General features: G+C 42.1%; 13 protein-coding genes. 7 read left to right on the top strand and 6 right to left on the bottom strand.

Going from position 1 to position 14,273, the window contains the following annotated elements:
• Window positions 1-19: 19 nt before the first annotated feature.
• On the bottom strand, window positions 20-1,171 hold the full coding sequence (locus tag CAP51_RS04680) for a LysM peptidoglycan-binding domain-containing protein (protein ID WP_087619568.1): 1,152 nt from the start codon (window positions 1,169-1,171) through the stop codon (window positions 20-22).
• Between the two features lie 129 nt (window positions 1,172-1,300).
• Between CAP51_RS04680 and def the strand changes: the two genes are divergently transcribed.
• Window positions 1,301-1,831: a peptide deformylase gene (def, locus tag CAP51_RS04675; protein WP_087619567.1), complete on the top strand. Its 531-nt coding sequence runs from the start codon at window positions 1,301-1,303 to the stop codon at window positions 1,829-1,831.
• Window positions 1,832-1,902: 71 nt separating this feature from the next.
• Here def and CAP51_RS04670 read toward each other — a convergent pair whose 3' ends face one another.
• Entirely contained in the window at window positions 1,903-3,483 is a 1,581-nt protein-coding gene (locus CAP51_RS04670) for a TerC family protein (protein WP_087619566.1), read from the bottom strand.
• 337 nt (window positions 3,484-3,820) lie between these two features.
• Between CAP51_RS04670 and CAP51_RS04665 the strand changes: the two genes are divergently transcribed.
• From CAP51_RS04665 to CAP51_RS04645, 5 genes are all read left to right on the top strand, one after another.
• The gene (locus CAP51_RS04665; protein ID WP_087619565.1) at window positions 3,821-4,432 is read left to right on the top strand and encodes an LOG family protein; all 612 of its coding nucleotides are present in this window, start codon (window positions 3,821-3,823) and stop codon (window positions 4,430-4,432) included.
• Between the two features lie 358 nt (window positions 4,433-4,790).
• Entirely contained in the window at window positions 4,791-6,212 is a 1,422-nt protein-coding gene (gene mdtD / locus CAP51_RS04660; protein WP_087619564.1) for a multidrug transporter subunit MdtD, read from the top strand.
• 92 nt (window positions 6,213-6,304) lie between these two features.
• Window positions 6,305-7,009, top strand: a complete 705-nt coding sequence (locus CAP51_RS04655) for a glycoside hydrolase family 25 protein (RefSeq protein WP_245809069.1) — start codon at window positions 6,305-6,307, stop codon at window positions 7,007-7,009.
• A gap of 28 nt (window positions 7,010-7,037) precedes the next feature.
• A complete protein-coding gene (gene dinB / locus CAP51_RS04650) occupies window positions 7,038-8,099 on the top strand; it encodes a DNA polymerase IV (RefSeq protein WP_087619888.1) in 1,062 nt (353 codons plus the stop codon).
• 136 nt (window positions 8,100-8,235) lie between these two features.
• Window positions 8,236-8,790, top strand: coding sequence for a cytochrome b (locus tag CAP51_RS04645; protein ID WP_087619562.1), 555 nt, complete (start codon window positions 8,236-8,238; stop codon window positions 8,788-8,790).
• A 6-nt stretch (window positions 8,791-8,796) separates the two neighbouring features.
• Here the strand turns inward: CAP51_RS04645 and CAP51_RS04640 are convergent, their stop codons facing one another.
• The 4 genes from CAP51_RS04640 to CAP51_RS04625 form a co-directional block, all read right to left on the bottom strand.
• Window positions 8,797-10,164 carry an AAA family ATPase gene (locus CAP51_RS04640; RefSeq protein WP_087619561.1) on the bottom strand — a complete coding sequence of 456 codons (1,368 nt, stop codon included), beginning with the start codon at window positions 10,162-10,164 and terminating at the stop codon, window positions 8,797-8,799.
• A gap of 27 nt (window positions 10,165-10,191) precedes the next feature.
• Window positions 10,192-11,667, bottom strand: coding sequence for a UvrD-helicase domain-containing protein (locus CAP51_RS04635; protein WP_087619560.1), 1,476 nt, complete (start codon window positions 11,665-11,667; stop codon window positions 10,192-10,194).
• 55 nt (window positions 11,668-11,722) lie between these two features.
• Window positions 11,723-12,502, bottom strand: a complete 780-nt coding sequence (gene hisIE / locus CAP51_RS04630) for a bifunctional phosphoribosyl-AMP cyclohydrolase/phosphoribosyl-ATP diphosphatase HisIE (protein WP_087619559.1) — start codon at window positions 12,500-12,502, stop codon at window positions 11,723-11,725.
• A gap of 146 nt (window positions 12,503-12,648) precedes the next feature.
• Window positions 12,649-13,551, bottom strand: coding sequence for a LysR family transcriptional regulator ArgP (locus CAP51_RS04625; RefSeq protein WP_087619558.1), 903 nt, complete (start codon window positions 13,549-13,551; stop codon window positions 12,649-12,651).
• Between the two features lie 110 nt (window positions 13,552-13,661).
• On the opposite strand from CAP51_RS04625, the gene CAP51_RS04620 reads away from it, so the two are divergent.
• Window positions 13,662-14,264 (top strand): LysE/ArgO family amino acid transporter, encoded by a 603-nt coding sequence (locus CAP51_RS04620; RefSeq protein ID WP_087619557.1) that lies wholly within the window; start codon window positions 13,662-13,664, stop codon window positions 14,262-14,264.
• The last annotated feature ends 9 nt before the right edge of the window (window positions 14,265-14,273 follow it).

The following is a 14,273-nucleotide window of genomic DNA, read 5'->3' as shown; positions in this document are numbered from 1 at the left end:
ACTTAATTTGTCCGGCTATTTATTCATCCGATAGGGGCACAGCCAGTAAAGCACCAAGTTTGATTGGCAAACTGCTATCAGTGACATAGGCATAGCTGATTTGGTCAAAGGTTTTAAACACCAGTGCATGTCCGATACGCTGAGGTGGTAATTGTACCTTTTCTTTTGTTCTTGGATCGGTGGTGACTTCACCTTGTTGATCAAGCGCAAAGACTTGTCCGACTTCTACACCATCAAGGTTGCCACGATCAATGGCAATCACACTATGTTTTGCCGCTGTACCAATCGAACCGAGTACACGAATCACCTGTCCACCTTCACGTACCTGACTGGCAGGAACCGGATAGAACAGCGTTGGCAGCATGGCATCATATTCGGGTAAAATTAAATCGCCTTTGCGTACTTCACCATTAAAAGTTTTGGTTAATTCAAAGGTGGAGACATCACCTTGTTGTTGGGTTGCCAGACCCGAAGCGACTTGATTGAGCTCAATGCCTGCAACATATTCTTTGCCTTGTGCATTACGCAATTTGTAAGGCTCGCCAGAACGATAAACTGCATAACGTTGCCCGATCTGTATGCCATTGCCACGGATATAGATACGATCTCCGGCAGCAGCGATGACACGGTTTTCGGTCATGCCAAGCACATAAGGTACATTGGCAATATTCTCTGGTGAAACAATGATGCTACGTTCCAGCCAGTTGCGAATTTCATCCAGCGGAATAACAGGAATCGCATTATTTAATGATTCCACCCGTATTTGTGGCGAAAGATTAATGCCAGCTTGACCACCTGCACGGCGAATAACACCTTCACAGCCATCACCCTCATCTTTACCAATTAATGGGCGGCCTTCTAGTGTACACAGTAACAAGCGGTCACCCGGATAGATCCAGTGTGGATTTTTTACATGCTTGTTACTCGCCCAGATTTCCGGCCAACGCCATGGCTTTTGTAAAAAACGCCCAGAGATATCCCAAAGCGTATCGCCTTTTTTGACCACATAGACATTGGGTGCATCTGCACGCAAGGATGGTGGATTAATATTTTTTGCCTGAACGTCAACTGCAACGCCAAGCCCTAGGCCGATACACATTGCAAATGCAATGGCATGCTGTTTGAATGTTTTTTTAGCGGTTATTGCTTGGTATTGCAACGCTTTTGTCATTATCATAAGCCCTAATACTGTGTCTGTTATTCGGCTATACTATTTAGTAGCCGCTACAAACGCCCCCTGGTTAAGAAATACAATTGATTGTAGGTTTCTGCTTGACCAATGGCATCATGAGAGGACCATATGGCACTTCTACCTATTTTAAGTTTTCCCGATCCACGCTTACGTACCATTGCCAAGCCTGTAGAGCAAGTGAATGATGAAATTCGTCAGCTTGCGGCAGATATGTTTGAGACCATGTATGCTGCACCCGGTATTGGTTTGGCAGCCAGTCAGGTTGACCAGCATATCCAACTTATCGTCATGGATTTGTCGGAAACCAAAGATCAGCCCATGGTCTTTATTAACCCCAAAATTACTGCTTTGACTGATGAAACGCAACCTTATGAAGAAGGCTGTTTATCGGTACCACAAATATACGATAAAGTTGAGCGTCCGTCACGTGTAAAAATCGAGGCATTGAACCTTGAGGGTGAAAAAATTGAAATTGAAGCAGACGGATTATTGGCAGTTTGTATCCAGCATGAGATGGATCACTTAAACGGTAAATTATTTGTAGATTATTTATCACCGCTAAAGCGTCAAAGAGCGCGTGAGAAAGTGGAAAAACTGGTACGCCAGCGTCAGAAAGAGAAAGTAACCGTGAAGCGTTAAAAGGTCTAAGTTTTTATACTTTGTATTGAATTAAAAATAGCCGCTATGTATGCATAGCGGCTATTTTTTTATTAATCGTCATTTCTATTTGGTAATAATGTGGTGATTCTCACCTTATCAATTTTATGACCATCCATCGTCAAAATATCAAATCTAAAACCATCTGCCTCGACCTGTTCACCATCATGCGGTACACGGCCAAGGTGCCATAATAAATATCCAGACAGGGTGGAATATTCCTCATTGTCATTGACCAGATCCTTGCCGACCAACAAGGAAACATGACGAATATCACTGGAACCTTCCAGCATCCATGAGCCATCTTCGAGCATTTCGACTTCAGGCGTCTCAATATCTTCATCGTCAGGGAATTCACCCGCAATCGCTTCCAGAATATCAATTGGTGTGGCAATCCCTTCGATAGAACCATATTCATTGAGCACAATCGCAATTTGCATTGGGGCATGACGTAATTGTTCCATCAGGGTAAGTACCTTGATGTTTTCATGAACCACCAGCGGTTGGCGCAAACCATTTTCAATATCGATTTCACCGGTTTCCAGATAATGATTCAGTACCTTATGCGTTAAGGCAACACCTTCTAGATTATCCAGACTACCGCGTGCGATAAGCACCCGAGAATGGCTAATTGCCAGCAGATTTTCCTTGATATGGTCTGATTCGGTCAAATCTAGCCACTCAAGGTCTGGACGTGGGGTCATAATGGATTTTACCGGACGTTCGGCCAGCGTTAATACGCCATGGATCATGCCTTTTTCTTCATCGGAAAAGACTTCATTGGCAGAAGATTGTGTGGCCAGAATATCCGCGGTTTCGGACAACTGATCCTGTTCATTCTTATCAATGGTTCTACCACCAAGTAAACGAATCACCGCAGAGGCCGTACGCGAGCGCAGGTCTGTGGTGGTGATCATTTTTTCACGACTCCGGCGGGTGGCTTGATTAATGGCTTCAATCAATACCGAGAAGCCGATTGCCGCATAAATATAACCTTTCGGAATATGAATACCAAAGCCTTCCAGTACCAGTGACAATCCGATCATAAACAGGAATGCCAGACACAAAATCACCACGGTTGGATGTCTGCTGACAAATGACATCAATGGTTTGGATGCAAGCAGCATGATGCCGACGGCAATAATGACCGCAATCATCATGACTTCCAGATGTGGCACCATACCCACTGCGGTAATCACACTGTCTAGTGAGAAAATCGCATCCAGCACCACAATCTGTGCAATTACCGCCCAGAAAGCGGCATGCTCAACACGATCTTCCTTGAGATCGGCCTTACCTTCGATGCGCTCATGGATTTCCATGGTGGCTTTAAATAACAGGAAAATCCCGCCAATAATTAAAATTAGATCACGACCAGAAAAGCCATAATCAAAGATTTCAAATAGATTGTCCTTGAGGGTCATCACCCAAGAAATCGACGCCAGTAGAATCAAACGCATCACCAAGGCCAGACTCAGACCGATGATGCGTGCTTTATTGCGTTGTTCCGGAGGTAATTTTTCTGCCAAAATGGCAATAAAGACAAGGTTATCAATACCAAGAACAATTTCTAGGACGACTAATGTCAATAAACCAACCCATGCGGAAGGATCGGACATCCACTCAAACATCATGAATGATTACTCCCTTTGCCGGATATTGGATTAATGACTTGTCTCAATAAATTGAAAAAAAAGTGAAAATTTTTAATTGATTGTGAAAAAATAAAAAGGTCATCACTAAAATGACAACATCGACTACTCATATAGATAAGAAATGTAGTGAAACATGTTTTGAGTATATGCAAGAATTCCGACAAATTCATTAAAAAAATCACAAAATTTGTGTTTATTATTTAAACGCCAATTGCAAACTTTGCGTGTATTTTTGCAATAATTTTACAGATATTGTCATATAACTTGCATATACTAGGAAAGAAAGCGTGTATATAAAGTTAGATAAGAGAAAGATATGTTAATTGATATGAATTCTATGATGGATCAGGATGCAGTCGCTACCCAGCAATTAATCGCCTTATATTGTGGGTCACGTTCGGGAAATAATCCTGTATATAAAGAAGCCGCCATTAGCCTTGCAAAAACGCTGGCAGAAAATGGATTCGGTGCAGTATATGGCGGTGCAAGCATTGGTTTGATGGGACAGGTGGCAGATGCTGTGCTAGAACATGGCGGTGAGGTTGTGGGTGTCATTCCACAATTTATGCTGGATTATGAAATAGCCAATAATAAACTGACCGAACTGCATATTGTCGATACCATGCATACCCGTAAAGCCATGATGGCAGATCGTGCCAGTGCATTTATTGCCTTGCCGGGTGGTTTGGGTACGTTTGAAGAAATTCTGGAAATTGCGACTTGGGGGCAGTTGAATCAGCATCAAAAACCCATGATTTTATATAATGTCAACGGATTCTATGATCATCTTATTGCACAGCTTGATCATGCTGTACAAGAGGGATTTTTGCCAATGCAGCATCGTGCCAAACTTCTGGTATGCAATCAGCAGCAGCAAATTCTGGAAATATTGAGTAATTTAGGTTCGCCGGCAGAATTTGTTGTCTAAACGATAGGGTATGTAAAAAATCCATGTAGAAATCATGTTGTATTCAAGCATACAAATGTACAGGGCCTGTCGATTGATCAACAAATATCGGCGGGCTTTTTGTTTGAGTGCGATATTTTAATGGGTTGTGATGCCAATGATTTTATTGCTGACCCATAGCTTAGATTTAAGTTTTCATGATTTCAATGGCATGTCAGTTTGATGTCAAAAACATGACAACATAATCATAGATCAAGTGTATGAGTCGGGTTAGACTAGATTGGGTTGAATACACGTCTGCACTGTAAATATTCTGTCATGTTCAAGCTGTCCGATTCACCGTCTGAATGTCAACAAACTCCAGCTAATTTAGAGAAAAATGAAACCGAAACCAAGACCGAGCGTATATGAAGCAAAAGTTGCCCCAGAATTTCGTATCGTGCTTTGGCTCGCTGCACTGGGATTCTTTATGCAGGCACTTGATGCCACAATCGTCAATACTGCATTGCCACGGATTGCCCTAAGTCTGAATGTTGATCCGCTACAAATGCATAATGTGGTGATTGCCTATGTACTCACTGTTGCTGCGCTAATTCCGGTCAGTGGCTGGCTGGCAGATCGTTTTGGTATCCGCAATGTGTATTTATGTGCGATAGCCATGTTTACCTTGGCATCATTGGCCTGTGCCTTGTCACAGAATTATCAGCAGCTGATTATTGCACGAATTTTTCAGGGGATAGGCGGTGCCTTTTTGTTGCCAGTTGGTCGTTTGGCATTATTAAGGATTTTACCACGTACCCAATTTCTGGCTGCCATGGCATTTATTTCAATTCCTGGGCTGATCGGACCGATGTTAGGCCCCATGCTGGGCGGTTTCATGGTGGAGTATGCGACTTGGCACTGGATTTTTCTGATTAATCTGCCCATTGGCCTTTTGGGTATGATTTTTACCTGTACTCATATGCCAAATGTAAAGCTGGAAAATTTACCCAGATTTGATTATGCCGGTTTTGTTCTATTGGTCACGATGATGGTTGCTTTAACCATGGGGCTTGAGGGATTTTCTCAGGGAACGTGGAGTCTGATACAGGTTTTTTCTGTGTTGGTACTGGGTATTTTTGCTGGCTTGTTGTATATGAGGCATGCCAAACGGGATACACGTGCGATTTTTCGTGCCAGTTTATTTCAGGATATTCGTTTTAAGATTGGAATTTTAGGGAATATTTTTACCCGTTTGGGGAGTGCCAGCATTCCATTTATTTTGCCTTTAAGTTTGCAACTGGCACTGGATTTTAGTCCGTTTCAGGCAGGTTTGATGATGATGCCGCTGGTGTTTGGCTCAATTGTCATTAAACGCTTTACCACGCTCACCATTCAGAAATATGGTTATTATCGGGTATTGATGGTGAATACTTTGCTGGTGGGCTTTGGTATTATGAGCTTTGCCGCCCTTGATTTGCATCCCAATATCTATACGCAGGCGATACATTTTTTCCTGTTTGGCTGTGTCAATTCCATGCAGTTTACCGCCATGAATACCTTAACACTTAAGGACTTAAGTCAAGAGCAATCGGCCAATGGCAATAGTTTGCTTTCTATGGTGATCAATATGTGTATGAGTATGGGGGTCGCTTTGGTGGGTGTGCTATTACATTATTTTGAAAAAATTGGTGCACATCTCCCGCTGCTTTGGTCTTTCCAGCATACTTATATTGTGTTGGGTGCAATTACGGTATTGGCAAGTCTGGTGTTTCGTCAGCTTAAAAAGGTTCAGTTACCACAAAAATCTGCACCACAATGATCTTTAGTAAATTAACGGTTTAGTTCATGAAAAGCAAAGCCACCAAGCGTAGAATAAACAGAAGAATTTCGCAAAAAGTTGTGGTAAGTGTCATGGCAGTAGCTTTGTTGAGTCTAGGTCTGGGGGGAGCATTGTTTTTTTCACAAAATTATCTCAATCCACAAAATTTTAACGACTATGCCGTACAGGGATTTGATGTTTCGCGCCATCAGGGCGAGATTCAATGGCAAAAAATTGATCCGAAAAAATATCAGTTTGTCTTTATCAAGGCGACAGAAGGTGGGGACTATCAGGATCCCAAGTTTCAGGAGAACTGGTTAAATGCCAGACAGCAGGGTTTGGCTGTGGGGGCTTATCATTTTTTTAGAAATTGTAAAACGGGTGAAGAGCAGGCGAAAAATTATATTCAGGCTGTGCCGAAAAAATCCGATAGCTTACCGCCTGTGATGGATCTGGAGTTTCAGTGGACCTGTCCTGAAGTCAATGCAGAACAATTACAGCAGCGTATTCGTAGCATGGCTGAAAAACTTGAACAGCATTATGGTAAAAAACCGATTTTCTATACCACACCGAATTATTATAAAACCTATATTGAAGGTCAGTTTGAAGGCTATACATTATGGTTACAAGACCTTAAAAATGTACCGCCCCGTATTGATCAACGGCCTTGGATGTTTTGGCAATATTCGCATACCGGCAAAATTAACGGCATCAATACCGATGTTGATCTAAATGTTTTTCGAGGCAATATAGCTGATTTTAAGTTGTTGCTTGAATCTAAAAACAGCGCGCAATAATCCAGATGAGAGCTTTGGTAAACCGATCATGATTCCACGCAAAATTATTCATATTGATATGGATGCATTCTATGCTTCAGTCGAATTGCGTGATCGTCCGGAACTGCGTGGTTTACCGATGATTGTTGCCAGTGACCGGCCTCGTTCTGTCGTCACCACAGCAACATATGAAGCACGGCAGTTTGGTTTACGCTCGGCGATGTCGGTGGCCAAGGCAAAACAGTTGTGTCCGCAAGTCATTTGTATCCCGCCGGATTTTAATAAATATCGGGCGGTTTCTGCTCAATTACAGCAAATTTTTCAGCGTTATACCGCACTCATCGAGCCGATTTCTTTGGATGAGGCTTTTCTTGATGTGACCGAGAATTTAACCAGATTGGCTTCTGCTACCGAGGTAGCACAGCACATTCGGGCTGATATCGTCAAAGAAACCGGATTAACAGCTTCGGCGGGTGTGGCACCCAATAAGTTTCTCGCTAAAATTGCTTCAGATTGGAATAAACCGGATGGCTTATGTGTAATCAAGCCCTCACAGGTGCAGGGTTTTATTCAAACCTTGCCACTGGAAAAAATCCCCGGCGTGGGAAAAGTCACTTTACAAAAATTAATCGCATTCAATTGGCAAACCATCGGCGATATTCAGTCGATTGAAGAGCAGGTGCTAGTCCATCATTTTGGAAAGTTTGGACGTCGTTTATATCTTTATGCACAGGGTATTGATGATCGACCAGTACAGGCCGAACGCGAGCGACAGCAGATTTCCAAAGAAATTACTTTTGAGCAGGATTATTTTTTAACGGAGCTGGATCATGTCTGGCAGCCATTGATTGATAAGGTCTGGCAACAGTTACAACGAAAGCAAATGATTGCCCGTGGGGTACAGGTCAAATTAAAAACCACTGATTTCAAAACACTACAACATAGTCGTACCTTTTCCCATGCATTTGAAAATGCCGAACAATTGCTGCATGCGGTAAAGCAATTGCTGCAAGAGTTTGAGCAGCATAAAGATTTAAAATTTCGACTGGCAGGCATGGGTGTTTTTAATCTGGAAGATCAGATGGAAAACTTTCAATTGTCGTTTTTATAATATGTTAGTTACATATTGATTTAAGTTTTTTTGATTTTACATTACAGCGTTGCATGGATAAGATGATTATTGTCATCAAACATGCTTATACTATGAACAGCATATCTTCGCCAGAATTAGACCAGCAAGGAATCGCATGACGACAACATCTAAACAATACTATACCCGAACCGCTCAGGTACTCCATTGGATCATGGCAATTATTTTTATTGCAGCTTGGTTGATTGGTTTTTATAGTGGTAATTTCCTCAGCTATGATGTCGATGGTAGCTTTAAAGGGGATGTGATTAGCCTACATAAGAATATTGCCACAACAATTATTTTTCTGGTGGTGATCCGAATTTTTTGGCGTTATACCCATCCTGCACCTAAATTACCTGACACGATGTCACCAATGATGAAAGGCTTGGCACATCTTGGCCATTTATTTTTGTATTTAATGCTGATTGCATTGCCAATTTCCGGTTGTCTGTATAGCTGGAGTGCCGGACATCCTGCACCGGTATTATATTTGTTCAATATTCCCCAGTTAATCGATAAAAATCCTGACATTATGGCCGTTGTAAAACCATTACATATTTATTTATCCTGGTTTGCAGGATTGCTGGTGGTCGGTCATATTGCAGCAGCCCTGAAACATTACTGGATTGATAAGGACAATATACTGCAAAGTATGACCAGACAAAAATAAGTTCGATTAAGGCGTTATTTTTTTCACGTGCTCTAAAAGCTGGGCACGTTCATTTTCATTCAGTTGTTCTGCAAGGCTAATAATATCTTCCAGCGATGATAACGCAGGGCTGGTTTCGCTATGTGTGGCTTCCTGTGGCAGGCTTTCAATTTGTGTGTCAATCTCAAGCCCTTGATAGATGGACTGAAGTTTTTGCTGATGTTCGGCAAAGTCCAGTTTAAACAGTTGTTGATCCAGCAGTTGATAGCATGCAACTTCATTGTTCTGTTCCACAATGTCACTGTTAAGCGCAGAAACAATAAATTGCATTCTAGGAAAAGCGCGTTGTAAACGGGTCAGAATGTTATGGCGATGAGCTTGATCGAGAAAGGCATCTACTTCATCAATCATCACAATCCCTTCGGCTTCCATACATGGATAAAGACTTTGTGGATTCAGTAGACAGGCACGACGCACTAGATCTCCAACCAGTGCCACCCAGATCCGATAAGATTGCGAGAGCTGCATAAAAGGAATTTTTTGCCCGTTAAACGTGATCATCAAGCGCAAACGCGGTTGAAATTCGATAAATAGCTCGCCCATTTCAGGCAAAACGCTATGAAGTGTACTGCGTAAACTATTCAGGCAGCGCTGCGGACTCAGACGATAGGCTTGTTCCAGACCGGAAAACAGTTCATTCATCTGATCATATCCCTGAAAACGCTGCTCAGGATCGAGATATTGTTTGAGTAGTTGTGCGGTTTGTGCATTTTCCAGATCATAGACTTCACGATACCAGTCGAAGAATTTACTAAACATGGTAAAACTCAGACTGGTTAGATCATAGGCATGGTGCAGTGAACCTAAATTTGTGGCGGCATTTTTATTTTGAATATTGGCTTCATGCACAAAGCGTTCAACCGGATAATAGGCAATACAGGGTATCGAAAATAAAGGGTCTTGTATTGATTGTTTCTGATAGCGTGTGACCAATTTTTCTAGTTGCGTGGTTTCCGGACGACTTAAGCCAATGCCAAGAGGTGAGTTTCTGGTTTTAACCAGTTGCCATAGACATAGCCCGTCTACGTCGGGTTGGGCACCTGCATCTTCAAGTAAGCTGCCTAATTCTTTGGGATAGCTCACTTCAATTTGAATCGATGCATAGAGGCTATCGTCATACATATCGCTATCAGCAATCACGATGCCTGCGGTGCGTAAATCTTTATATCGGGCTGAAAACCAGCTTAAGGTATGGAAAATATTTTTAAGAATCGAGGTTTTGCCGCTATCTTGCTCACCTAAAATCACGGTCATCGCTGATGTGCTGTTGCTTAAATCAATCGACAGGTTTTTAAATTGATTAATATTTTTAAATTGAATATGTTGTAGTCGCATAATGCTATCCAGTATCAAATGGGGCGGTTAAGCGGATTTTTTAGGTTGATAATTACGCTTAAGTTGCTGCACTAAATCATAAATATGATGAATATTTAGACTTAGTTTAGCACGAGTACAGGCAACATACAGTAATCGTAGCTCTTCCGGATTGATTTTGTGATCTAATTGATTGAGTTTAAATTGGTAATCATCTTCAAGATGGACCCGGTTCCATTCCAGTCCCTTGGCTTTATGTGCTGTGGAAATGACATAATCCGCCTGTGCAATCGGAGTAATCTTTTCCAGCGCCTGCTTCAATGGTGCAGTGCCATGATCATCAACCAGTTTGACTAGCGGTTTAATATCACTGCCATCATTAGTTTCACAGTATTCATGCACATCATGCCATGAGTTAAACCATGCCAGTTCAGGCACATCGGTGACGCGCTTGCCTTGTTTCAGCGCTGTAGCAGCATCAATAAAGCGGGTAAGGCGTGGATGATCGGCTTGTAGGCTGACTTTATCGCCCTGTAATAAACCACTGAGTAATAATTCCATGGCGCGGGCATTGGTGCGGCATAAAATTGCATCACGCATTTTGGTATGCGGTTTATTCACGACTTTGGATTGAATCTCGCTATAACCATGTAAAGGTACGGTTTCTTTCAAGGCATATAACAGATAATTGGCGACATCGGCAATCTCTTCACCAAAACGAAATGATGTGGTTAAACGGCTTTCCGGTAAAGGTAATTGCTGCATGGCATTGACAGCACCGCGCCAGGCATAGATTTGCTGATGCGCATCACCGACATAGATCACTTGTGCATTGCGTTGTTTGAGTAATATTCCCAGCATCAACGGGTCGGCATCCTGTGCTTCATCAAACAAAATATAATCGCTTGGGATATTCGGTTCGGACAATGCCCAGAGTTTTAAATAAATATCATGCCCAATCCCTGCCTGATGGTTGGGGTTGATAGAATCCAGCCAGCGGCGTTCCAGTGAAGGATAAAGGGCTTTTTGTAATTCGTCGGCATCATCGGGATGTAACCAGTCCGGTACTGGAATATGGCGTGGTGCAGGGTATTGTGCATTGGTCGCGCAAAACTGACTCACGCCATTGGACACCAGACTCGCCAGACGGTTGGGCATCAGCAGATATTTTTCGTAGCGGCTGCCCATCATACGGCGTAGCGTGATCGGTTGTAGCTGATATTCGTTGGCAAGATAGCTAGGGCTTAATCGTGGTAAACGCAATTTGTCGGTAATATTGCGTGGCACACTACGATATGCCAGTGAATGGAAGGTACGGCAGTCAACACCCTGATTAAAGCGTTGCTGTGCATGGTTAGCAATGGCTTTGTTAAATGCCAGATACAGACCACGCCGCTGTGGCATCGCCTGACTGATCATTTGTAAGGTGGTGGTTTTACCTGTACCTGCATATGCAACAATTTTAAAAGAATGACCTAAGCGGGCAGTATCAATCGCTATGGCTTGTTCTTTGGTTGCATGCATTAACACATACCTTCATGCGGGTAGGGTAAAAAAATGCCAGGTTGTACGCAAACAATCATGTCCGGCTCGCTTTTTCTTGTAAACCGGATAAACCCTGACGACGTGCCAATTCATCCAGTACCAGTTGCGGATCAAGATCGAAATAGCCCAGCATGACAATGCTATGAAACCAGATATCAGCTGTTTCATAAATCACATCATTTTTATTTTCTTCGCTGGCAAGCGTTGCATAATCCTTGGCGGCAAGAATGGTTTCGGTGCTTTCTTCGCCAATTTTTTCCAGAATTTTATTGATGCCTTTTTTATATAAGCTGGCGACATAGGAGTGATCGGCATCGGCAGCTTTACGTTGTTGCATCAATTGCCCCAGATGGGTCAGCACATCAACCTGTTCTGATTTTGCGGTGGAGGCATTCATTAATGCAGTATGGCGATGTTCAGTGTGTGCTTTTTCACCATAAATCGCATCGGGATCTTTTAATTGTGCATCCACAATTTCCCAGCCATGTGGGGTCAGTTTGCGATAGAAACAGGATTCGCGTCCAGTATGGCAGGCAATCCCACCATGTTGTTCAACTTGTAGAATAATCACATCGCCATCACAATCCAGACGAATTTCATGTACGGTCTGGAAATGTCCGGACTCTTCACCTTTATGCCAGAGTTTTTGACGAGAACGTGAGTAATACACAGCCTGATTCTTTTCTGCGGTCAGTTGTAAGGCTTCACGATTCATCCAGGCGACCATCAGTACACGACCAGTTTGATGATGTTGTGCAATTGCCGGAATTAAACCATTTGCATCGAATTTAACTTCATCTAACCAGTTTGACATGTGTAGGACTTCCATCAGGTGAAAAAGAACATTGGGGATCTATTATAAGCATTCCTGCATCGACATGGGAAAATAAAATAATGAACTGCGTTGATCCCTTTTTAAACTTGATCAGTGTATGGCGAATTTTTATCTAGCTTTAGCAATTAATCTTGAGGTTCGGGATGTGCAAGATAATGTTTTGCATTTACCACCAGTTGTCGCGTTAGTTCCTGTAAGGGCAAGGATTGCTGCTGCCAGTGATGCCAATATAGCGCAACATCTACTGTTGAATGCGGATAAAGCTCAATCAAGGATTGCGATGCTAATTCGTTTAATTGTAATTCTGGTACCATCCCATAGCCCAGACCTAAGCGTATTGCCTGAACAAAACTTATCGAAGCCGGAACCGTTGAGCAGGGATAACTATTTTGTGTTAAACCAAATCGATTTTGCATCACTTCAAAATGCAGATGATCTTTATCATTAAAAACCACTGCAGGGGCGATACGCAAAGCTTCACGCGTGATGCCGTGGGCAAACCATTTTTGCACAAAATTGGGTGTGGCTACCATTTTGTAACGCATATTGCCCAGAAAAATAGCTTCACAACCATGCATGGGGCTTACTTTGGTTGAGATACAGCCATGTACTAAACCTGTTTCTAATAGTGCATAGGTTCGGGATTGATCATCAACATGAATGTCTGCAACTAACTGATGCTGAATAAGCGTTTGGTTGATGGCAGGTAATAACCATGTTGCGAGGGAATCTGCATTTGAGCCAATCCGAACTTTAAAAAAATTGTTATCCGTTTTTGTTTTTAAATCATGTAACAGCTTTTGTTCTCTTAATTTCGCATGTTGTAAATATTGCACAACCTCGATGCCTGCCTGTGTGGGAGTACAGGGACGTGTACGATTAATTAATAATGTCCCTAAAGCCTGTTCGAATGCCTGTACCCGCAATGAAATCGCAGCAGCTGTTAAAAATAATTCCTTGGCCGCACTTTCAAAACTGCCTGTTTTAATCACCGCTAGAAAGGCATCACACTGCTTTTTATCAAACATATTGTCCTAAAAAAAATTTAGTATCCCATAAATATTTTTAAGTTTACTGCTTGTTGTTGCAAGTACCAAGACAATAACGATCAATTAAAATTGATAAGATTAAGATAGTGATGACAAATTTTGTTGCTGGGTTGAGTATTGGATTTTCTTTGATTCTGGCCATTGGGGCACAAAATGCTTTTGTCCTAAAACAGGGGTTAAAAAAACAATATGTTTTTATCATTTGTTTGATTTGTGCATTATCGGATTCTATCCTGATTTTTTTGGGTGTTACTGGTTTTGCCAAGATTATTCAGCATTATCCGATCATTGTGGTTATTGCCAAGTATCTGGGTGCAGTTTTTTTATTTGCGTATGGCGGCAAACATTTTTATTCTGCCATTCAACATAATGATAGCCTGCAACCCAGTGCAACCGAACATCATAATATTTATCAGATGATTGCGATGAGTTTGGCATTCACTTGGCTAAATCCTCATGTTTATTTAGATACCTTATTTTTAATTGGTGCTGTATCGGTCCAATATCAGGATGACAGCTATTTATTCGCATTAGGGGCGATGATGGCCTCGTGGATTTTCTTTTTTAGTCTGGGCTTTGGTGCAAGACTGTTGTTGCCTTTATTTCGGCAACCACGCGCATGGCAAATACTGGATCTACTGATTGGACTGGTGATGTGGGGCATTGCTTTGTCTTTGCTTGTAAAAACCTGATAAACAACC

The organism is Acinetobacter populi, from assembly GCF_002174125.1.
Taxonomy (GTDB): Bacteria; Pseudomonadota; Gammaproteobacteria; order Pseudomonadales; family Moraxellaceae; genus Acinetobacter; species Acinetobacter populi.
The sequence above is the reverse complement of the archived record's forward strand: the minus strand, read 5'-3'. Positions and strand labels throughout refer to the sequence as shown.

Excerpts from the sequence above, each read along its gene's own strand:
- CAP51_RS04680 (WP_087619568.1), bottom strand. The coding sequence starts at position 1,171 with ATGACAAAAGCGTTGCAATACCAAGCAATAACCGCTAAAAAAACATTC.
- def (WP_087619567.1), top strand. The coding sequence starts at position 1,301 with ATGGCACTTCTACCTATTTTAAGTTTTCCCGATCCACGCTTACGTACC.
- CAP51_RS04670 (WP_087619566.1), bottom strand. The coding sequence starts at position 3,483 with ATGATGTTTGAGTGGATGTCCGATCCTTCCGCATGGGTTGGTTTATTG.
- CAP51_RS04665 (WP_087619565.1), top strand. The coding sequence starts at position 3,821 with ATGTTAATTGATATGAATTCTATGATGGATCAGGATGCAGTCGCTACC.
- mdtD (WP_087619564.1), top strand. The coding sequence starts at position 4,791 with ATGAAACCGAAACCAAGACCGAGCGTATATGAAGCAAAAGTTGCCCCA.
- CAP51_RS04655 (WP_245809069.1), top strand. The coding sequence starts at position 6,305 with ATGGCAGTAGCTTTGTTGAGTCTAGGTCTGGGGGGAGCATTGTTTTTT.
- dinB (WP_087619888.1), top strand. The coding sequence starts at position 7,038 with ATGATTCCACGCAAAATTATTCATATTGATATGGATGCATTCTATGCT.
- CAP51_RS04645 (WP_087619562.1), top strand. The coding sequence starts at position 8,236 with ATGACGACAACATCTAAACAATACTATACCCGAACCGCTCAGGTACTC.
- CAP51_RS04640 (WP_087619561.1), bottom strand. The coding sequence starts at position 10,164 with ATGCGACTACAACATATTCAATTTAAAAATATTAATCAATTTAAAAAC.
- CAP51_RS04635 (WP_087619560.1), bottom strand. The coding sequence starts at position 11,667 with ATGCATGCAACCAAAGAACAAGCCATAGCGATTGATACTGCCCGCTTA.
- hisIE (WP_087619559.1), bottom strand. The coding sequence starts at position 12,502 with ATGTCAAACTGGTTAGATGAAGTTAAATTCGATGCAAATGGTTTAATT.
- CAP51_RS04625 (WP_087619558.1), bottom strand. The coding sequence starts at position 13,551 with ATGTTTGATAAAAAGCAGTGTGATGCCTTTCTAGCGGTGATTAAAACA.
- CAP51_RS04620 (WP_087619557.1), top strand. The coding sequence starts at position 13,662 with ATGACAAATTTTGTTGCTGGGTTGAGTATTGGATTTTCTTTGATTCTG.